Origin of the sequence: Paenibacillus sp. NRS-1760, assembly GCF_050467785.1 — a bacterium.
Taxonomy (GTDB): domain Bacteria; phylum Bacillota; class Bacilli; order Paenibacillales; family Paenibacillaceae; genus Pristimantibacillus.
Genome location: NZ_JBITPK010000021.1, coordinates 491,275 through 512,022 on the forward strand (window position 1 = coordinate 491,275; position 20,748 = coordinate 512,022).

The 20,748-nt window shown below is 46.3% G+C and carries 15 protein-coding genes; all 15 read right to left on the bottom strand.

What is annotated here, in order from left to right; genetic code table 11:
- Positions 1–26 precede the first annotated feature (26 nt).
- Complete coding sequence (locus ACIFSR_RS30270; protein WP_430062344.1) at positions 27–1,031, bottom strand: Gfo/Idh/MocA family protein; 1,005 nt, start codon at positions 1,029–1,031, stop codon at positions 27–29.
- Entirely contained in the window at positions 1,028–2,422 is a 1,395-nt protein-coding gene (locus ACIFSR_RS30275) for a sulfatase family protein (protein WP_430062347.1), read from the bottom strand. The genes ACIFSR_RS30270 and ACIFSR_RS30275 overlap by 4 nt, the downstream gene beginning before the upstream one ends.
- A 32-nt stretch (positions 2,423–2,454) precedes the next feature.
- Positions 2,455–3,258 carry a sugar phosphate isomerase/epimerase family protein gene (locus tag ACIFSR_RS30280; protein ID WP_430062349.1) on the bottom strand — a complete coding sequence of 268 codons (804 nt, stop codon included), beginning with the start codon at positions 3,256–3,258 and terminating at the stop codon, positions 2,455–2,457.
- 111 nt (positions 3,259–3,369) lie between these two features.
- Positions 3,370–4,476 carry a Gfo/Idh/MocA family protein gene (locus ACIFSR_RS30285; protein ID WP_430062352.1) on the bottom strand — a complete coding sequence of 369 codons (1,107 nt, stop codon included), beginning with the start codon at positions 4,474–4,476 and terminating at the stop codon, positions 3,370–3,372.
- Positions 4,477–4,859: 383 nt separating this feature from the next.
- Positions 4,860–5,765: a carbohydrate ABC transporter permease gene (locus ACIFSR_RS30290; protein ID WP_339208145.1), complete on the bottom strand. Its 906-nt coding sequence runs from the start codon at positions 5,763–5,765 to the stop codon at positions 4,860–4,862.
- Positions 5,762–6,628 carry a carbohydrate ABC transporter permease gene (locus ACIFSR_RS30295; protein WP_430062355.1) on the bottom strand — a complete coding sequence of 289 codons (867 nt, stop codon included), beginning with the start codon at positions 6,626–6,628 and terminating at the stop codon, positions 5,762–5,764. Before ACIFSR_RS30295 ends, ACIFSR_RS30290 begins: the two co-directional genes overlap by 4 nt.
- A 91-nt stretch (positions 6,629–6,719) precedes the next feature.
- Positions 6,720–8,081: an ABC transporter substrate-binding protein gene (locus ACIFSR_RS30300; protein ID WP_430062358.1), complete on the bottom strand. Its 1,362-nt coding sequence runs from the start codon at positions 8,079–8,081 to the stop codon at positions 6,720–6,722.
- Between the two features lie 320 nt (positions 8,082–8,401).
- Positions 8,402–9,904, bottom strand: a complete 1,503-nt coding sequence (locus tag ACIFSR_RS30305; RefSeq protein ID WP_430062361.1) for a response regulator transcription factor — start codon at positions 9,902–9,904, stop codon at positions 8,402–8,404.
- A complete protein-coding gene (locus ACIFSR_RS30310) occupies positions 9,904–11,727 on the bottom strand; it encodes a sensor histidine kinase (RefSeq protein WP_430062364.1) in 1,824 nt (607 codons plus the stop codon). Before ACIFSR_RS30310 ends, ACIFSR_RS30305 begins: the two co-directional genes overlap by 1 nt.
- Before the next feature lie 171 nt (positions 11,728–11,898).
- A complete protein-coding gene (locus ACIFSR_RS30315; RefSeq protein WP_339208140.1) occupies positions 11,899–12,534 on the bottom strand; it encodes a CPBP family intramembrane glutamic endopeptidase in 636 nt (211 codons plus the stop codon).
- Positions 12,535–12,709: 175 nt separating this feature from the next.
- On the bottom strand, positions 12,710–14,767 hold the full coding sequence (locus ACIFSR_RS30320) for a glycosyl hydrolase family 18 protein (RefSeq protein ID WP_339208139.1): 2,058 nt from the start codon (positions 14,765–14,767) through the stop codon (positions 12,710–12,712).
- 489 nt (positions 14,768–15,256) lie between these two features.
- On the bottom strand, positions 15,257–17,581 hold the full coding sequence (locus tag ACIFSR_RS30325; RefSeq protein WP_339208138.1) for an ABC transporter permease: 2,325 nt from the start codon (positions 17,579–17,581) through the stop codon (positions 15,257–15,259).
- Positions 17,582–17,583: 2 nt separating this feature from the next.
- Entirely contained in the window at positions 17,584–18,288 is a 705-nt protein-coding gene (locus ACIFSR_RS30330; protein WP_339208137.1) for an ABC transporter ATP-binding protein, read from the bottom strand.
- Positions 18,289–18,758: 470 nt separating this feature from the next.
- Entirely contained in the window at positions 18,759–19,025 is a 267-nt protein-coding gene (locus tag ACIFSR_RS30335) for a hypothetical protein (protein WP_339208136.1), read from the bottom strand.
- Positions 19,022–20,722, bottom strand: coding sequence for a S41 family peptidase (locus ACIFSR_RS30340; RefSeq protein ID WP_430062370.1), 1,701 nt, complete (start codon positions 20,720–20,722; stop codon positions 19,022–19,024). The genes ACIFSR_RS30335 and ACIFSR_RS30340 overlap by 4 nt, the downstream gene beginning before the upstream one ends.
- Between the last annotated feature and the right edge of the window lie 26 nt (positions 20,723–20,748).

Here is a 20,748-nt window from a genome sequence, read left to right on the forward strand (position 1 = left end):
CCTCTCCTCTCGCCAAGTTCGGTCGCTTATCCGATTGCAGGTACATCAATGGGCATACCGCCGGACTGATGCGAACGAATTGCGGCTTCAATAACTTCCTGTGCGGCAAGCGCATCCGCTCCAGACGCCTCGATCTTCTCCGGCGCATCGCCTGCTTTGACCTGCTCGATGAATCGATTGATCCGATGGGTAAACGTATCATTGAAGCCCTGCATCCCGCCAAACAGCGAGTTGCGTACAACGAGCAGCTCATCGGAGTGATGCGGATAATATGTCATGCTTTCATACACGTTATCGATAACAAACCGGCCTTCATTACCTGCGACTTCGCAATATTCAATGGGATGCCGCATCGACATGTCGTAGCTGCCGGTCAAGTGGCCAACCGCGCCGGATGTAAACGTCACATTGACGGATGCGGTCGACCAGCTCTGCCGACCCGGCGCCTTGGTCATGAACGCTTGAACCCGCTTAATATCACCGGCAAAATACCGCATGACATCGATGGAGTGAGGATGCAGAGCACGCATGTGCAGCCATTCCGTATCCTCCTGCGGGTTCTGAATCGTTAGCCTCATATTGACAAAGAGAAGAGAGCCTAGCTTGCCAGCTTCCACCAGCTCTTTCGCTTTGTAAGCAGCCGGCGTAAATCGATGATTCAAATTACAAGCGAGCCGGACGCCCCGTTCCCGGGCGGCAGCAACCAGCGTCCTCGCTTCCTCGATCCGATTAGAAATCGGCTTTTCTACATGGACGTCCTTGCCAGCATCGATCGCAATCATCGCGGGTTCAAAATGATGACTGCCCTTCTCAACCCCCGCTGTCGCTACGACGACTAGATCGATCTGTTCTTTAGCCAGCAGCTCTCTCAGGTCGGTATACGCAGGAACGCCATGTTCAAGACCAGCTGCCTCCGCGCGTTCTGGCATCAGATCACAGACAGCCGCAAGCTCCGTATCTGGATGCTGCCGATAAGCACGGCAATGGATTTTCCCAATATGATTGACACCAACGACAGCAACCCGAATCATTTGGATGCCGCCTCCTCCTTGGATTGAAGGGAGCGCGCGCCAATAATATTGCCGATATGCAGTGACTCGTATGCCTGCTCAGACGAGGTGAACGTCTGGCCTTTGCCATGCCAATTCAGATTCGTATAGATCGGATTCGTACGACCCGTCTGCTCTTCACGTTTTGCAATATGATCCTCCATCCGCTTCGTAAGCAGTGCAACAACTTCCGGCTGCTGCTCCGCCACATTGTTGTTTTCTTCTGGATCTTGGATCAGATTGTACAGCTCTACCTCCGGCTTAAAGTGGAAGTCCGGCTCAAGCGAGCGGATCAGCTTCCATTCCGGTGTGCGCCAGCCGTGCTTGCGCATCCACGTACATTCCGTCAGATACAGCTCGCTTATCCGCTCTGAATCTTCGCTCGCAACCGGCTCAAGCAGGCTGCGGCCGTCGAAGGAAATGCCGCTGTCAATGCCAATCAACTGCAGCAGCGTCGGCATAATATCCGAGATGACCGACACATCCTGAGCCCGTTTTCCCGCAGGCAAACGCCCCGGAAACTTAATAATAAGCGGCACAACAAGCGTACAATCATACAGGCCGTGATGATCAAAATAACAGTCGTGCTCATACAGCGTCTCGCCGTGATCCGATGTGATAACGACAAGTGTCTCTTCCTCTAAGCCCAGCGCGTTCAGCTTCTCGAAGATACCTTGGATACAAGCATCCATATAAGCGATTGCACCATCATATTGCGCGCCAACATAGGCTTCATCCGTGACGCCTTCCGGAATCCATGACTTCAAGAAGTCGGCGAACGGCTTGAAATTATAAACCGGCTCCATGGAGTCGTTGGCTGGGTCCTTCTCGTCCTTGCCGTAGAACATCCGCTCGAACGGCGCAGGCGGCAAATAAGGCGAATGCGGATCCATATGCCGCATGAACAGCAGAAACGGCTTATCCTCTGCCGCCAGCCGCTCCAGCTCTGGAATAGCGACATCGTTTAGATTTTGCGCCTTAGGCGTACGTCCCGACTCGTCAGGCACCCAAGATTCATAATCGAGATACGTATGGAAACCGCGCGATGATGGATTGCCCGAGAAGCCGACACATGATGTGTTATAGCCATTCTCCGCAAGCAGCTCAGGCAGCGTCTTCACGTGACTGCCAAGCGGTCCTTCGTGGCGCAGCGCCACAACGTCGGTTCCGAACACATCCATACCCGTCAGCATCGATGCATAAGCAGGCGTTGTCGGAATGCCCGGGCTGAAATGTTTCTCATATAGAACGCCCTCGGCAGCAATTTTATCCAGATGCGGAGTAGTCAGCCTCGAATAACCATACGCACTCATATGATCCCGACGAAGGCTATCTATGCCGAACAGTAGAATATTGGGTTTCTTATTAGTCATTTTGAAATCCTCCTTTGGATGAAATAATGCTTTTATCGCGCGTTCAGCTGTTTAAGAACCCCATTTAGATAGCCGTACGACTCAGCGGCTACGATGGATACCTGCGCAAGCGTATGCTCAGGTGAAGCACCAATGACCTCAACGACGACCGGTCCGTCGTAACCTCCATCCACCATCGCTTTGCAGTAGCCATATAGATCGATGTCGCCCCGTCCGCACGCTTGAAGCATGATCGGTCCAGGTCCCTGCTCCCGTCCTTTGCAGTCACGGATATGAACATGCTTTACGCGACTAAGCACAGCGGGGAGCGCTTTCTCCGCATTTTCGCCGGCACGGTGGATATGGCTCGGGTCCATGTCGATGCCGAACGCGGGGGAGATGATCGAGTCCATCGCTCGCAGCGTGGTCGGCGTATTGTGAATGGCATTGCCGACATGAGCTTTAACGCAGAGCGTGATGCCAAACGAAGCCGCTCTCTCTGCCATCCGCGCAAGCATCTCGATAGATGCCTGAAGGTCTTCTTCGACACCCAGCTTTCCGCCAGGACCAACGTTTACGATTGGAATACCAATTTCAGCGGCAGCTTCGAACGCTGGGAGCAGCCGCTCCTCATTGAGCGATGCAACCTCAGTCGACAGAAACGTTAGGCCGTTTTCCTGCACAATCGCCTGCAGCTCACTCTTCTGCTGCTTCCAGCGGCTGAGATCCAGATGCTCGCACATGCCTTGAATAGCGGCAATCTCTACACCGTCGTAGCCGCAGGCCGCAATATGCTTCGCCGCTTCAGCGAAGTCGAACTCTTTGAACAGTACGGAATTGACACCTAGTTTAATCATGTATGAGCCCTCCTGAATAATGGATTAGTAAAACATGTATTAGTTCATGTTCCTGCAATACCTGCATAGAAATCGCAAGCAACAAAATAGCACCGCGCTATCTTACTGAGATTATTTCAAATAAAACGGATCACCGTGCAGCGGCGGGAGCGGCTGAGGACGAACGACTTCTCCTCCGCGTTCATACGATTCCTGTACAGCATGCACATACTCCAGCACAGCAAGCGCATCGCGTCCGCTGGCGCGCAGCGCATCCGGAGATACCTTGTTGTCAACATCCTCCAGAAATGCATGCAGACGATGGTTGAAAGTCCGGTTGAAATCATTTGTTCCGAAATCCGTCACTTCAGGCTCAATCGGAACGCTGATCGCTGGAATGCCCTTTTCCGCTTTCCAGAACGACACTTTCTCGACGCAGTTCTCAATGGTGAATGTCCCCTTCGAGCCCCCAACCTCAAGACTCCACCAGCCGCCTAGTCCGTAGACCGCATCGCCGCGCTGACTCAATAAATAGCCAACTGCACCGTTTGCGAACTTCATATGGATACTGTTGATGGACACCATAACATCGCCTGCGCTCCGGCGGAAGCCTGGACGGTCGGAGAACGTCTGGATGTGCGTAATATCACCGCAGAAATGGCGCATAACACTGAATGGGTGGGTCAGGAACGCCCGCATATGGAAGTAAGGGTGGCCTTTCACTTTATCCGAGCTGGCAAGCGCATAGTTGAGCTCGCCGCCGTTGAAGCCCATTTTTGCCAGACAATAAATTAATTCGCCCACCTCTCCGCTCTCCATATATTGCTTCGCCTTCTCCGCCGGCGGCGTAAAGTAATGGTTCAAATTGCAGCCTAGATACACCTTCTGCTTCTCAGCAAATGCCACCATCTCGCGCCCTTCACGCACATCGTTGCACAGAGGCTTCTCCACGAGCACGTGCTTTCCGTAAGACATCGCTTCCATCGCCGGTTCAAAATGCCAGCTGCCGTTGTCAATGCCGCCTGTCGTCACATCGATCACCTGAATATCAGGCTCGTTCTCGATCATGTCCTTAAGCGTATAGTACGCCTTTACACCGTGTTTCTCCGCAGCTGCGTCGGCGCGCTCCTTAATGACATCGCATACCGCTACGACATCAGCCAGTTCATCCTCCGTGTAACAGTTCGCATGGTTGTTGCCGATCCCGTTCATGCCTACAATTCCGATTTTGACCGCCATATTCAACTTCCTTTCGTCCTCTGAATTGGATAATGAAATTCCTAGATCATATCGATAGCCTAATCGCCAAGCCGTCATAGTTGTAAACGCTTTATAAGTTCATCATACTGTCTCCTTCTGTCCAAATCATGGCGGTTCGGGACAAAAACCTTTCCGATCGAGACTGCTTTTAAAAAAGGAGAGGCTTGGTTTAGGATCTACACCAAACAGCTGGTAAGCTTAGGTCGATCAACGTTCTCACGAAGTGGGATTTGCAGCGACCGATTCACCCCAAGCATCCTAAAAAAACCGCAATCCTAATGACTGCGGCTCTCTGAATGAGGACAAAATCAATTACCTTACAATGATTTCGTTCGTGCACAAGCAGTGCAGTCCATGCTTGATTATCCCTTAATAGCCCCCGCTGTCATGCCGGCTACAATTTTTTTGTTGAAGAAAATGAACAGAATGAGCATCGGAATAGAGATCAGAACAATATCGGCAAATAACAAATTCCACGATGTCGTGAACCGGCTCATGAAGTTGTACAGCGTCAATTGCACCGTCGCGTTGGAGGAACCTGGGAAGAAGTAAAGCGGATTAACAAAGTCATTAAATACGTTTATCGATTCAAGCACAATGATGGTTGAAGTAACGGGCTTTAGCAGAGGAAAAATAATACTAAAGAACAGCCGCCCGCCGCCCGCGCCGTCAATCAAGGCGCTCTCATCAATTTCACGCGGCAGCGTTGCCACAAACGCTTTGTACAAAATAGCTGCAAACGGAAAGTGCAGCGCAACCTCCACGAAAGTGATGCCTGCCAGCGTCTTGAACAGGCCGATCGAGTCGAGTACCCAGATCGTAGGCACGATCGCCGGCGGAATCATCAAACCTGCCAAAACTAGAAAGTTTAAGAAGGAAGAAAAGCGCCCCCCTTCTCTGCGATGCAGTACAAATCCGGCCATCGCGCTGACGATGATCAGTACAGTGATCGATAATACCGTAAGCAGCATGCTGTTATAAAAAGCGCGGACAAGCATATGATCGGCAGCAGTCAACACATCCCTGTAATTTTCCAAAATATGAAATGATTTCGGCCACGACATATTCATAAGTGCAGATTCGGCTTGATTTTTAAAAGAGTTGATAATGACAAAATAAAAAGGAATCCAAAAAATGGCGGTGCTGAGCATCAGCGAGAACGCGGCAACGATAATCCTCTTAGCTGCGCTGCTTATCCCCCTGTTTTCGCCGCGGTTCAGCGGTTTGCCCACGCCTTTATTCATCACTCGGCTCATTTCGCTGCTCATAAGTGCACCTCACTTTTCGTCAGGTACTTATACAAAGGAAACGCCAGCAGTGACACACCGACAAACAAGATGACGTTGCCCGCAGTTGCTAGGCCATAAAAACCCGCTTGATACTGCTTGTATATGATCGAGGCGATCAGGTCGGTCGTGAAACCCGGCCCCCCCTTCGTCATGGCCCAGATCAGGTCGAAGGAACGGAGCCCTCCGATGAATGAGAGTATAATGACCGAATTCATCGCCGGTCTGCTTAAGGGAACGGTAATATACCGGAATGCGTTCATGCTGCTCCCGCCATCGATTTTGAGCGCTTCGTAATATTCGCCTGGAATGGCTGAAATGCCTGCGATATAAATAACGGTAGCAACGCCTATACCTTTCCATACGTCTACTAAGGCAACAGACAACAGCGCAATCTTTGTATTGCCAAGCCAATCGGGTCCGTCAATACCAAATACAGCCAGACTTGTATTAATCAGCCCTTGCGAAGGATGCATCATAATGGAGAAGGCGATTCCGACCGCGATCGTGCTAAGCAGTGTTGGGAAGAAAATAACAGAACGTAAATAGTTTTTAAATAAAACGCTAGAAGTGAGAAACGCACCAAGCAATAGGCCAAGGATGACCTTGAGGCCGCAGGTTACAACCGCATAAATTAACGTGTTTCTGAAGCCGATGCTGAGCGCCGTCTCTGAGAAAAAAGTGACATAGTTGTCGAAGCCGATGTAATTCCAATCGGTGAGCGTCCAACGCGTCATACTGAAGAAGAGCGATAATACCGTTGGCAGCAAATAAAAGACGAAGTAGATCAGAAATGCGGGAATAAGAAATAAATAAGAGTAAGTCCGAATCGTCAGCTTGGTCATGGCTCTCCCCTTCTTTCCGGAGAAAACGGACCCCGCAGCTTCTTGTACGGAGTCCTGTCTTCAACTAGAATTCCCGCATGCGGCGGGCGTTCTACCAGCCCGGTAGATTTAACTGCTGCGCTTGTTTCAGTACGTCTTTGTCATAATCCTCGGCGCCCTTCTGCGCGGAGGTGATTCCGCTGCCAACAGCGACAGTGAGGTTCTCAAGGTTCGGGCCTTTGACTGGGGATACGAACTCCAGCGCAGGTGCCGTCTTGCCTTCATCGAAGTATTTCTGCATTTCTTTGACACCCTCGTAAGCATCGTCAGGGAGCTCAATTCCTTTAATTACATTGGGGCCTGCCGCTTTGACTTTGGAGGCAAATATGTCTTGGCCTTCTTTAGATACGAAATATTCAGCGAACTTCTTGGCGGCTTCTACTTTCTTGCTGTTCTTGTTGATGTACAGACCGCTCGGCATCCATACCGTCAGTCCGTTGACGTCTGCGCTGTCGCTCGGTATTGGGAAAACGCCGATGTCATTGATCTTGTCCGGGCTATTTTGCAAGATGGAATCAAGTGCGCTAGTTAGCATTGGATAGTGTACACCTGTGCCATCGGCAAGCATTTTCAAAGCAACGTCATACGTTGTGGCTAGGAAGTCCTTATTCATGTAGCCTGCTTTAAACGGTTCCTCCGTCTTTTCGAAGCTGCGCAGTGCAGCTGGTGTCGTTGCGTACTTCGCCTTGTTGTTCGTGTAATCGTCTGCGAAATTCGGAACCTGCGCCTGCAGGTTGTAGTAATCACCGAGAACAAACAGCTGGGACGTCCAAGTATCCTTGTAGGACGCGATAACAGCGGTCTTGCCCGCAGCTTTGATCTTCTCATTGTTCGCCATGAATTCGGTCCATGTTTGCGGGACGGTTAATCCGAGCTCACCGTACACCTTCTTGTTGTAAAGTATCGCACCTGCGGAGCTTGATCCGACGGGCGCACCGTACACCTTGCCATCGACCGTAACTACCGTTTTGAAGGAATCAAGCACGTCCGCCATAAACGATTCATTCGTCAGGTCGAGAAAGTTATCCACCGGATTAACTGCCTTCAGCAGCGAGCCCGTATTATAAACAAGAAGGTCGGACATATCTCCTGTTGCTAGGCGCGTCTTGACCAGGTTGTCGCCTTCCGTGCCATCCGGTTTGATGTCATACTCAATGGTGATATTCAGCTTTTTCTCCGCTTCAGTGGCAACAGCCTTGAGCGCTTCGAGCGTTGTGCCTGAATTGCCTACCATCAGCGTTAAGGTCGTTTTCGCTGCAGGTTCGCTTGTCGTGTCCGTTTTCCCGTTCGCAGCGCCGGTGTTGTTCTTCGTCGCAGAGGGGGTGTTGTTGCTGCTGCCGCATCCAGCGAGCAGCAGCAAAATCATCATCACGCTTGTCACAAATGCGAGTGTTTGGCCAGTCGTTCGTTTCATCGTTCTGCAGCCTCCCTTTGTAGGTATGGACCCTTGCTCCTTTCGGCAGCCGTCCATCGTTGCCTCTTTTTTGCATCACTGATGCTGTAAGTTACAATGTGATGAATACGCTTCCATAAAGAGCGAGCTTCCGTTCCAAGGGCCCGGGTTCCCTCGTATTTTCAGTCTAAGGGTTTACGTTTTTGATGAATACCTGCTCATTTGCTATTTTAAGGGGGGAATTTTTCCTTTTAACAACAGGAAGTGGTACGGGCGAAGAGACATCCAGCTTGCGAGAGTGCATCGCCCGCATATCATCTAACTGCTTGCTTGCACTTGGATCATTCGCTCATTTTGCGTTTTGCGAAGGCGGTCGGTGTTTCGCCTGTTGTTCTCTTAAACAAATGAGAGAAATGTTTGGCATCGTCGTAACCTACCAGCTCGCCGACTTCAGACGGACGCGACGTGCCGTCGGCTAGCAGCTCCTTTGCTTTGCTGATTCGGTAACCGCTCACGTAATCGGAGAAGGTATAGCCAGTTTGGCTTTTGAACAATCTGGATAAATGTCCAAGACTGACATGATGATCAGAAGCAAACTGCTGAAGGGAAAGGTCGCCTTGATAGTTGGCATGAATCCAGTTCATCAACACCGGAATGAGCCCTTTTGGCTTCTGTTCCTTTGATGTATGTGTCCCTGCAATCCCGAATACTGTTGCCGTAAGCCATTCCTTGATTGGCTCATAGTCGGTCACTTCGTGCAGCAGGCTCATATCCTCTTGCAGTAGAATCGATGATTCTGCTTGCAAATTAAACTTCAACGAATAAAACAAATCACTAGCAAACTGTACCAGCTGCTTTTGGGTGACCTCTTTGTACTGAAGTCCATTAACGATACGCGATATCGTATCTCGTCCTCTTGCCATATCGCCCGCTTTAACCTGTGCTTGCAGTGCACGCACCTTTACCCATATTTCGGAAATATCAGGCACAGCCAGCTTCATATCCGGTAATGCCAAGGTCGGCTCGCCGATTCGCAAATGCTCTTCAAGCTGCTTGCCAAGGCGGATGAAGCTGCGATTCAGGCTCTCGTGCTCTTTCTTTATTGTGAAGCTCACATGGAGAAGAATGCCATGGGTGTTCACATATTGGAAGAGCGATTGAAGCTTTGTCTTTAGCGACTGCGTAAAGGCTTCATTCCCAGCGGGCAGCAGCAGAACTCTGCGGCGGCCGTCGATCGTAATGCAATGACTATCCCGCTCCTTGTTCAAGACGCTACCGAAATGCGAGAGAATATCCGATGCCTCAAGCCCAGCATCCTTCCAAGTAAGCGGCGATGCCCAGTTCTCCAGAAGCAGCAGCACCATGAACATACGCTGCTGCTCTGCTTCGGCTGGCTTAACATGCTCCATCGCATCCGCCGCCAGCAGCCGCTGAAGAAGTGACCACGCAACACGGTCGATCCGGCTGCGCGACTCGTCTTCAATACGCGCAAGCAAGCGGTCAACCGCCTTGTAAAGGGTCTCTTTCTTAACAGGCTTCAGCAAGTAGTCCGTCACGCCAGTTTGCATTCCCCGCTGTGCATAAGCAAAATCGTCATGGACACTGAGAATAATACCTTTGGTGTCCGGATGGCTGCGGCCAAGCTCGGCCAGCAGATCCACACCGTCAATGCCCGGCATTGTAATGTCGGTCAACACGAGATGCGGGACTACGGATTTCGCTGCTTCCAGCGCATCTTCCCCGTTCTCGAACGCAAGCACACGATGCTGCGGCTCGTATCGCTTAAAGAGGGCCTCGAGCTCCGCAAGCGCCCACCGCTCGTCTTCTACCAAAAATATATTCATCAGTCGGCCTCTCCCTTCACCTTGACGAATCGTTCATACGGGAACGTCAACCTAACCGTCGTTCCACGGTCAGGTGAACTTATCAGCTCTACTCCATATTTGACACCATGAAACAGCTTGATTCGCTGCGCGATATTGGACAGGCCTATCCCCTGCCCCTCCTCGTCGTAAGCGTCCACCGCCTGTACTCTCTCCAACCTTCGGCGCAGCATGTGGATGCGTTCCTCTTCAATACCACAGCCGTTGTCGGACACTTCGATAATCAGCTCACTGCCAAGCCTCTTAACAGCGATGTCGATTCGACCGCCTGACTTGACCTTGCTCAGTCCGTGAACGATTGCGTTCTCAATTAGCGGCTGAACGGTAAGCTTCAGCACCGATGCTTGCAGCAGCGCTTCCGGCACTTCCATATTGAACTCAAATCGATTGCCGAATCGATGCTGTTGAATATTCATGTAATTGCTTATATGCTCCATCTCGTCATGCAGCGGGATAGGATGATGAAGATTTGTCATACTGTATTTGAACAGCTCAGCCAGCGATTCTGCCATTTCCGCAACCTCTTCGATGCCTCGAACCCTGCTGATAGACTTCATAATGTTAAGCGTGTTATACAAAAAATGAGGGTTGATCTGCGCCTGCAGTGCCGATAGCTGCGCATTCTTCTCCGCCAGTTTGGATGTGTACACTTCACTAATTAAGCGTGTGATACTATCCAGCATGTTGTTGTAGATACGGCTCAGACGGCCGATCTCATTGTTGCCGGTCACCTCCATTCTCTGGCTCAAATCCCCTTGCTCGACACGCGCCATCTTCTTCATCAAATTACGGAGCGGAAGCGTCATCTGATAAGACAGCACATAGGACACGAAAGCAATTAGACCCATCGCGAGCAGGCCAACGAGAAAAAGAATATAAGTAGAGTGTTTCTGCTTGGACAGCAGGAATTCGTTCGGAATTAGAATCAACGTATTCCATTTTGTATAGGAGGATTTCGACGTTGTAAAGATATAGCTCACGCCGTTCCATACCACCTCATTTGATTCATAATTGTCTTGGAAGATGGAAAGATCAATTCCAGTGTCATTGCTGCCCGTCAGCTCATTCCTGTCGTCATAGACGACGCTGCCTTCATCGGTAATGATGAACGCTCTCATATTCCGTTCAACGTCGTTGCTGTCGGAATTGACGAGCATGTCCTTGATGACATTTACGTTAATATTAATTTTCATATATCCCAAAACATCAAGGTATGGAATGCGGCTGATATTCCGTACGAAGGATATCACCTGAGCTTCACGATCACCGCCCGTATTCTCCGCTGTGACGGGCAGCAGCAGAAATTTGACTCCAGGCATATCCAGTCGATTCTGATACCAGCTCTCGCTTTGAAGATTGAAGCTTATCTTAGGTCCCCCCGCCTTTGATACAAAATAAGCGATGTCGTCCGTGGTGAAAATATAGATGCTCTGGAGCTGAGGGCGCGGCTGAAGATGAGTGAACAATCTATTGTTGATCGTCAGTTCAATTTGGTTCTGCGTAACGGGTTCCGGAATTCCATAATGATCAATTAAGCTTTCTTGAATAATAGGATCGCCAATAATAGACACGGAGAGCTTCTCCATATCCTGAATATACAGCTCGAAGGTTCGGCTGAACTGCCGAGAAATCGTGTCGGAAAGCGCTAACGTTTGATTTTTGATATCGTTTACATTTTTATAGTAGAAAATAATACAGGTCAGCATGACGATGAACAGCGATACCGCGGAGAAGACGATGAACATTTTACTCTTCAGCAAGTAGTCGTTCCAATTTTTCATCATGGCTTCTCCTTATATAAAAATGTTTCCTCTTATTTTTGCATGAGGACTCTGTGATGGGAAAAACCATTCATTAACTAGTGGAATGATGTATTCGCCGAGCGTCCCGTTAAACATAGTGATAGAAACCCTCAGCGTGACTAGCGATGCGCCTAAACAACATTAAATTAGTTGCTATATTTTCACTTTTCTAGAGTAATAGACAGATAGCAAATTATACTGAATATGCAGTAATACAGGAATGAATATGGATTGTGTGATGTCTGCAATGGTTCCAAATATGATTCCACCTATGAAAGCAAAGAACATAAACCTTACACTTAATTTGTTTAATGTATAGTATTGCAAATGCGAGACTGCAAATAATAAGGAGGAAATGAGGATTGGGAGTGTGACCGGAAGATAAAATAGTTCATAGGATGATGCCGCTACGAATGCTTGGTTCAGGATCGGAAGCATTAGACCTCTAAATATGATTTCTTCGATAATCGGATACGCAATTATAAAATTAATCCTATTAAATTTACTTTCCAGACGATATCCAGAGTGTCGTGAGACGATTACATTCGCAATGAATACAACAGCAGTCAACGATAATACCATTGTAAAATTAATAGGCAGATTAAAAACATAATTCTCCTCATAAAAACAAGCTGCTGCGATGGCGAAAAATCCCCATACATATACGGTATTTCTTTTAAAATGATTAATTTTCGTCTTCGTTAAAGCCCTTGAAATGATGAACTCCAATATTTTAAAAGAACAGGTCAGCACTATCGCCAATCCTAGTGAAACAAACCACTTATCCATTAATGTGTAAATTGCAAATCACCTCTTTGAAAACTCTCTACGCTATTTTCGACACGCATGCTAGTTTACCTTCCCTAATTCTATTTGAAATGAATAAATAATTAACTTATTATTCCTTTTATTAAGCGTTTAAAAAATAAAAAAAGCCGCCCTTAGGCAGGGCGGCTGCTCTTGCTTATTTCAAACCCCATAATGCTGGCACATTCGATGGTTCCCAGCCAGCTAATGATGTATGAGGCTGAATACAATAATAGGTTTTGCCTCCGTAAGTAACGAGATCGTTTGCTTTGTAGCTTACATTAGGTGCCCAAGCATTTACCGTTCCACCGTTTGCATCAGTCGTAGCAGCAATCGATGTGCCGCTCGAAACATTGCCCGCGGCATCTTTCGCCACTACAGTAAATGTATAAGCCGTACTTGCGGCAAGACCGCTAATTGTCGTGCTCGTTCCCGTAACGTTCACGTTGGTAGAACCATAAGTCACGGTATAACCGGTTACGCCGACGTTGTCGGTAGATGCCGTCCATGAAAGATTGACGCTGGAGGATGTTTTGGCTGTGACTTGAAGATTCGTTGGCGCTGTTGGCGAGGTTGTATCTCCCGCAGCTGGATTCGTTGTTACTGGAAGTGCATTGCTCGCTCCCGAAATATTGCCAGCCGCATCCTTCGCTTTCACAGTAAACGTATAGGCTGTATTAGCAGCAAGTCCACTAATTGTCGTGCTCGTTCCTGTGACGTTTACGCTTGTAGAACCATAAGTCACGGTATAACCCGTCACGCCAACGTTGTCAGTGGACGCACCCCAAGCTAATGTTACACTATTTGATGTTTTTGCAGTGGATTGAAGGTTGCCCGGTACCGATGGCGCAATGATGTCTGCACTACCAGATCCTGCCAAATCGCTCGCCAGCTTGTTTAATAGAACTTTGTTTCGGTCACCGCTAAACTCCCAGAACATGGCACCGCCCAGCCCTTTGCTTTGAATGAAGGCTGTCTTGTGGCCCAGTGATTCTGTATCATCGTAGGAGATAAAAGTACGTTTAGCAGCGTTATATAAGTAAGGTACCTTCGCTGTATCATTCCAATAACGTGTGTAGCCGTTTTTATTAATGTAGTTGTTTTCGAGATCTGTATAATCAAATAACCCCGCTTCCCATGTACCCGCAGGCACGCCAGAGCAGCTTTGATACTGCCCATTACCGGTCGCTGCACAATTGGCCCAGCCTCGACCATAGAAAGGGACTCCCAACACAATTTTACTAGCTGGAACTCCGGCATCCAAGTGCCCTTGCACGCCAGACGCACTGTTATACGTCGCCGCGTTTGGAACGCCCGCCGCTGCTGCTGCTGGATCATAGTTCAGTGGAGCATTGTGGGCGCTTACGGTTTGCCAGCCGCCGTTGAAATCATATGTCATAATGTTGATCCAATCGACAATCGCAGCAATATTACCTAGCTCGGTATTTTGTGCATACGTCGGACTTGCACCTGAGGCAATCGTCAGCAGATAAGTTTTACCATCCGCCGTACCCGCAGCATTAAGCTTCTCCCGAATCTTCTGAAGCAGCAGCGTATAGTTTTGCTTATCAGCAGCCCTTACGCTATTGCCAGCTAACCCTCCGCTTACCGGGTATTCCCAGTCGAGATCAACGCCATCGAATTGATATTTTCGTAGGAAGTCTACTGCTGAATTAGCGAATGTCTCCCTTGTGGCCGCACTGGCCGCAACATCAGAGAATCGGTTCGACCAACTCCATCCGCCTACGGAGATAATAGTTTTTAAATGAGGATTAGCTTGCTTCTGCTTAATCAGCTGCCCAAGATTGCCCTTTATCGGCTTATCCCACGTATCCCCAGGGAACGCTTTTCCTGTGTCGATCCAAGGATCGCCTAATACGATTGTCCCATTTGGCACGTTAATCGTACCAACTTCGTCCTGACAAGCCCATGTCACGGGATTAGGCCCTGTCGGATCTGAATTTCCGTGAATGCCATTCCAACAAATATCTGCAAACGCATAGTTAATATGAGTTACCTTGCTAACATCCATATCCATGACATTGTAATTTCTGCCATAGGCACCCCAAGAGGGATAATACCCGATTATCTTTGAATTTGAAGCTGCTTCTACCTTCTGTCCACCAAATGCTAGGGAGTAAAACAATGAGAGGATGAGAAAAGCAACCAACAGGATAACACTACTTTTTCGTACCGATGCTCCGCCTAGTACCATTTCTTAAATACACCTCTTCCTTCAGTTTTGAAATCGCTTTCAATAAGTGAATATCAAATAGACTCTGCCCAGTCACCTCCTAAAGTAAGGATAAAAACAAAGGAAAACCGTCACATCATAGTTCTGCTAAGTCGTTTGAACAAGAGAAAAGAAGATTGCACAAAGAAAATCGGGGGGGAAATTGCGGTGTAAAGCGAGTATCTGATATGTTTCTCCCTTTATTGTACGAGTTGTCTCCATAACCAAAAAGAAGGTTGATTATGTTATTAAGGGATAAATATCTCTTATTCTTTGTAAATGGGTTTTAATTTCAACTTCATAGAAAACGGAATCGTTTAATATTATCCTTCTATAGCCATTTGTCCCCTCTGAGTTCGTTATTAGCAAAAGGTATCACAGCACAAAAAAACACGCTAAACTATAGCGTGTTTAACATAAATGCCCTGTGAAGCTTTCGAAAACCTTACCTAGTGAAACGCTTAATACGTTTTATTCAATACTTTTCAATGATTCAATCATATTAATTTGAGAAACTTTTCGCCGAAGCAGTAAATTAGAAAGCGTAGTAAGTAAGAACGCAAGCAGAATAGAAACTAACAAGATCGTTATGTTTAATTTATCTGGGATTTGCTGATGGGGACTCGACAATGCCTGAACAATAATGGTGTAGATATAGCCGCTGATCGGTAACGCTACAATTACCGCAAAGGCGGTTAAAATGATATTTTCAGAGAAGATAAGCCGGTTTATTTTATTTTTTTGATAGCCTAATACCTTCAGTGTTGCAAGCTCACGAATCCTTTCATAAATGTTAATGGAAGATATCGTATAGATAGCCCCAAAGGAGAGTATGACCGCACAAATGATAAACATAATGAATACAAAACTATTTTGCCTCAAAATATATTGCGCGGATTTCTTTAGATCATCCTTATCTGCAATGGTGTCTACACGTTGATCCTGCTCAAAGAAATTACGAACGCTTATCAGATCCGCCGAGCTGTTCGCTTTAACTAAAACCGAGGTTGGGCGATAGTCTATACCTAAACTATTCATATATTCGGGTGTGCTATAAAACGAAGGATTCGAATACTGATTAGATATTTTTAGAACCTTCATGTTCACCGATTTTTGGTTAAGCTCTGGTGCTGTAAATTCCATTTGGATCGTATCGCCTTCTGCAATTTGATACTTGTCTGCGTAAGATTTCGGTATTAGTACACCATTGTTTTCTAAACGAATTCTTTTATCATTTTCATCAAAGAAATGAATAAGGTCGTTTTCTTTTTCCGTAACCACTAATGTGGCGTTTTCTTTGACATCCTCTTTTATAAAGGCAACAGGAAAGGTAGATAATCCATGGCTTTTTGCAATATTGGAAGAGAGATTAATCGAATCAGAAGATGTTCCTACCGCATAATCGACTCTCAAATCATAGGTATACACATCCTCAATTTGATCAGCCACCTTCACCAAAGACATTTGTGTGCCAAATGCAGTGATCAATAAAACAGTGCTTACAACAACACCAACGGAGCTCGCTAAAGCTTTTTGTTTATTTAAAAATATATTTCTCAAAATGAGCTTATGGCTGTATGAAATTCGGCTCCAAATACCCGGAATTTTTTCAATGAGCAGCTTCTTCATCTTCTTTGGCGGTTTAGGGCGCATCGCCTGGGCAGCACGTTCATTTAATATCGTTCTGCCACTAAAATAACATGACAGGATTCCAAAAGCGCTGGAGAAAATAATAGGAGGAATAATAGAAAATAATGAAAGTGTAAATGAAATGCCAGGCATAGAGTAAGCCCTTGCATTCGACGCCGTAATTAATGGAATAAATACAATAGCGGATATGACAAAACCAAGGATAGATCCTATGATGCTTGCCAGCACAGGATAGCCCATATAATGAAGCATAATATTTCTGTTTTTTACACCTAATGCTTTCATAATGCCTACTTGGTTTCTTTGTGAATCTATAATTCTCGACATCGTAAGGAACAGAATAATTGCTTCAATTAAAAAGAGAACAAGAGGTATAACCTTACTCATCAATTTGTTATTATGTATTGTTTGGTTTAATTGCGAGTAATTGAAAGACCGTTCTTTAGTTTCTTGAGTTAAATAAGGGAGTTGTTTGGATTGAACCTCAATGGTTTGACCTATTTTATCTATATCGTAACCCTCTTGAGCCTCAATCATAACTTCATTATAGTAAAAGCCGTCAGCGATTGCAGGAATTGCCGCTTCGGCAATATAAGCGATTCCGCTGATTTTATGGTCCTGCGTTTCGTTCTTTTTAGTATGTTCAACATTCTCAATCAAGCCGCTAATTGTAAAATTAAAGCTTCTGCCATTGCTGCTAATACTGAGTGAATCACCTAGTTGAAAATGATGTTCTTTGGCATAAGCGGAATCTAATACGATTTCATCCTGTTTTGACGGGATATTGCCCGTAATGATCGTAGGCGTATTTATTTCATTTTTTTCAGGAATCGAATGGATTTTCAAAATCGCTTTATAATCTTTAAAAGCTTGCGTGGCATCAAAGCTATACCGTCCTTCTATTTTATGAATACCTGCGATCTCGCTTAGACGAGCCACATCATCGCTTGAAATTTGGCTGTAGTATACATTTAAGTCGCTTAAATGATGTTCTTTAAAATAAACCTTCGTATACGCGCCAAGATTGTCACTTAAAGTTACAAGCCCCGTATAGAAGAAAGCTCCTACTGCGATAACCAAAACAAAAGCTATAAATTGTCCTATCGATTGTTTGATATCCCTTATTGATTTCAAAAATAATTTCATAATTACCACTCAATCCCTTCAACACTTTGTTTTTCCTCATTTATAGTGATGCTCTCAATCCTTCCGCTTTTAACCTTTATGACTTTATCAGCCATAGGAGCAATTGCAGAGTTATGTGTGACCACAACAACGCATTTTTTCGTATCTTTGTTCAAATCTTGAAGAAGCTTTAAGACAGACTTGCCCGTTACATAATCCAAAGCTCCGGTGGGCTCATCACAAAGCAGCAGTAAAGGATTTTTGGCAACCGCTCTCGCGATAGCAACCCTTTGCTGTTCCCCTCCAGATAACTGGGAAGGAAAGTTTTTGATCCGTTCTTTTAATCCCACTTTATGTAAAATATCTTTAGCATCCAAATGGTTTTTACATACTTCCGTTGCAAATTCAACATTCTCTAGCGTGTTTAAATTCGGAATCAAATTATAAAATTGAAATACAAAACCTACCTTCTCACCACGATATTCTGTTAATTTTTTTTCGCCTAATCTTGTGATTTCATGGCCACCAACAAACACTTGACCAGAAGAAGCTGTATCCATTCCGCCAAGTATATTCAAAATCGTACTTTTGCCGGCACCGCTTGCACCTAAAATGACAACGAATTCCCCCTCTAATATGGAAAAATCAACACCTGCTAGCGCCTTAATCGTCACTTCACCTATGTTGTATTCTTTGGTTACATTTTTGAAATCGATTAACTTTTTCACTACCTTCATCTCCTCGTATTCTATTTTTTAGAACATGGTTTGTTGTTTCACCGGTTAACTTATGGAGGCAACGCCCCATTGCTGCACTATTTTTCCATCATATACCATCCAAAAGAAATGACCTTCCCTCAGTCGATGTATTTTGCGCTCGGTCTCCAGAAGGAGATTGATCGATCTATTGTCACGCTATCGCCAACAAAATTTGATGATAGCCCCTCAGCTATGATTGTTAACTCCACTTGCTCACAAAAAAGGAGCAGCCTGTTAGGCTACTCCCCTTGAATAATAACTTTTCACTTAAGCTTCAACTCAATTTCTTAATCACTTTCTCCACTCGCTTTCGTTTTGTCTCCTTATCAATATCGCCCAGTCGTGAGGAAAGCGTCTTTATGAAAAGGGCTTTGTTATTATCGTTAACGATGGCTATTGCATTCTCCGCATACATTGGAAGCTGATTGGTCGGACATTTCTTAAGCTGTTCGTCGATTGTTTCCATAATCAAGCAATGTTACAAGCTCTTTGCTGTATTCAGCAATTAAAGATGGCCTCAGATCTCCAATCTCATAGAGAACTTTAATGCAATCGCTTTGGATGTTCTTGTCATTGTTATGCAAGTTATCAACTAGTTCTATTACAGCTCCTTTATCATCTCGATCGGCAATGTTTTTCGCCAGCTCCTGGTTAGGACCTTCGTCTTTGCGGTTAAGTGACGATGCTAATTTGTCGATTATGGTCATTTGTTTTTCTCCTTCAAAGATGCTAATGCATAATTCAATTCCACGTCCTGCCCATCGATATATTTCATCTTAAATGTTTGCTCGTTCATCGGAACTGTGATATCGGGAGTCGCTCCGCCAAATCCGCGTTCATCGCTATCGCCTTGAATCGTTTTGTCTTGATTAAGTGATCGGCCATCCGGGAACCGCAAGATATATCCTCCCGGCATTTTCATTTCTATAGGAGCGGACACGACTCCGAACGAACCGTTCGTGGACGCAAAGCCGATAATCTTGACATTTTGCATTCCTTTTAAGAACAACGGCAATCCTTCCCCTGAGCTCGCGGTGTTCGAATTAATGAGGACCGCGATTTCCCCTGGAAAGCAACTCCGCGAAGGATGAACGGTTCTGGTTTCGGCGCGGTTGATTTCGAAACGTCCCGTATTTCGATTGTAGTAACTGACGTATTCATAGAACTTCTTCTCGTTCACAAAATGTCCTGCCATTTGGGCAACGAGTTCGTCGTCTCCGCCCGGATTATCCCGTAGATCGATGATGATTCCCTTTACGCGTTTCTCTTGAAACTCTTTTAATTGGTCTTCCAGCACTTGCGCGGGATCGGATTGTGTCGTTCCGGGAAGAAAATATCTGATTTTCACGTACCCGTATTCCTCTCGAAGGATCTCGCCTTCTACGGGAGGATCTTCTTTTTTTAGCTTAATTTTCGTTTTCTTCAAGGTCTCGTATTGATCGTCGTAAGCTGTAAGCGTCGCAGTCTTGCTCGCTTCATCATCCCAATTCCGAAATTCGACTTCGATTTCTTTGCCGATTGGAGCTCTTGCCAAGAAACGCCCTTGATTTTGAATCCGATCTCCTTCGGTTGCCGACGGATTCTCGCTCCATGACGTTTGGTCCAATGCTTCCCGAACGTCTTTCCCGTCCCACGACATGATTTCGGCTCCGAGCTTGATTCCGCTTTTGTCAGCCGGGCTGCCAGCTAACAGTAAGCTAACCAATACTTTGCCGTTATCCAATTGAACGGCGCTAATTCCGACTCCGCCGCCGACTTCATTTTTAAACGTGTTATTATCGTCGTACAGATGTTCATTCGCAATTTCGATATGGCCATCGCGGAAAGAAAAGAGGTAATCCCTTAAAGTTTTATAGTAGAGGTTCGGATCATGGTTGATTTCCGCTTGGAGGAATAGAGGCTCGTATTTCTTTTTCTTTGCTTCCCAATCGATTTTTTTCCAATCTCCGAAAGGGTATTCGGCGGACAACCTTTCGTTCATCGCGATAAAAGCTTTGGAATAGCTCATATGGCTTAAATCGCTCACCGGATTGTATCGAACTTCTCCCGCAACGGTTAATGCCAATAGCGTAGGAAGGGTACCAAGGACGCAAACGATAACCATGACAAAGCGAAATTTCGAAGACATCGGCTTAATGGCCGGTTTAAAGACTCTTCTCGCAGTACTTAAGAATAGGATGGCCGTAGAGGAGTAAATCAGCAGAGCCAGTATAGAGGCGTCGCCATTCATAAGGCTAATAATCGCAATGATTACACCTGCGCTCGGTATAAAATCCAACCAGCGGTTATTTTTGAGAAGGGGCCAAGCATACCTCAGCAAAACGAACAAGTTTAATACACATAAGATCATTTCCCAGACAGTCAACCATTTCAATGAATCGATAACATCTTGAATAAAGCTCATCGTTTCTATTCCTCCGATCAGTTATA

What these genes read in the sequence shown, in the direction of transcription:
- ACIFSR_RS30270 (WP_430062344.1), bottom strand. Translation starts at nt 1,031, where the DNA reads ATGATTCGGGTTGCTGTCGTTGGTGTCAATCATATTGGGAAAATCCAT.
- ACIFSR_RS30275 (WP_430062347.1), bottom strand. Translation starts at nt 2,422, where the DNA reads ATGACTAATAAGAAACCCAATATTCTACTGTTCGGCATAGATAGCCTT.
- ACIFSR_RS30280 (WP_430062349.1), bottom strand. Translation starts at nt 3,258, where the DNA reads ATGATTAAACTAGGTGTCAATTCCGTACTGTTCAAAGAGTTCGACTTC.
- ACIFSR_RS30285 (WP_430062352.1), bottom strand. Translation starts at nt 4,476, where the DNA reads ATGGCGGTCAAAATCGGAATTGTAGGCATGAACGGGATCGGCAACAAC.
- ACIFSR_RS30290 (WP_339208145.1), bottom strand. Translation starts at nt 5,765, where the DNA reads ATGAGCAGCGAAATGAGCCGAGTGATGAATAAAGGCGTGGGCAAACCG.
- ACIFSR_RS30295 (WP_430062355.1), bottom strand. Translation starts at nt 6,628, where the DNA reads ATGACCAAGCTGACGATTCGGACTTACTCTTATTTATTTCTTATTCCC.
- ACIFSR_RS30300 (WP_430062358.1), bottom strand. Translation starts at nt 8,081, where the DNA reads ATGAAACGAACGACTGGCCAAACACTCGCATTTGTGACAAGCGTGATG.
- ACIFSR_RS30305 (WP_430062361.1), bottom strand. Translation starts at nt 9,904, where the DNA reads ATGAATATATTTTTGGTAGAAGACGAGCGGTGGGCGCTTGCGGAGCTC.
- ACIFSR_RS30310 (WP_430062364.1), bottom strand. Translation starts at nt 11,727, where the DNA reads ATGATGAAAAATTGGAACGACTACTTGCTGAAGAGTAAAATGTTCATC.
- ACIFSR_RS30315 (WP_339208140.1), bottom strand. Translation starts at nt 12,534, where the DNA reads ATGGATAAGTGGTTTGTTTCACTAGGATTGGCGATAGTGCTGACCTGT.
- ACIFSR_RS30320 (WP_339208139.1), bottom strand. Translation starts at nt 14,767, where the DNA reads ATGGTACTAGGCGGAGCATCGGTACGAAAAAGTAGTGTTATCCTGTTG.
- ACIFSR_RS30325 (WP_339208138.1), bottom strand. Translation starts at nt 17,581, where the DNA reads ATGAAATTATTTTTGAAATCAATAAGGGATATCAAACAATCGATAGGA.
- ACIFSR_RS30335 (WP_339208136.1), bottom strand. Translation starts at nt 19,025, where the DNA reads ATGACCATAATCGACAAATTAGCATCGTCACTTAACCGCAAAGACGAA.
- ACIFSR_RS30340 (WP_430062370.1), bottom strand. Translation starts at nt 20,722, where the DNA reads ATGAGCTTTATTCAAGATGTTATCGATTCATTGAAATGGTTGACTGTC.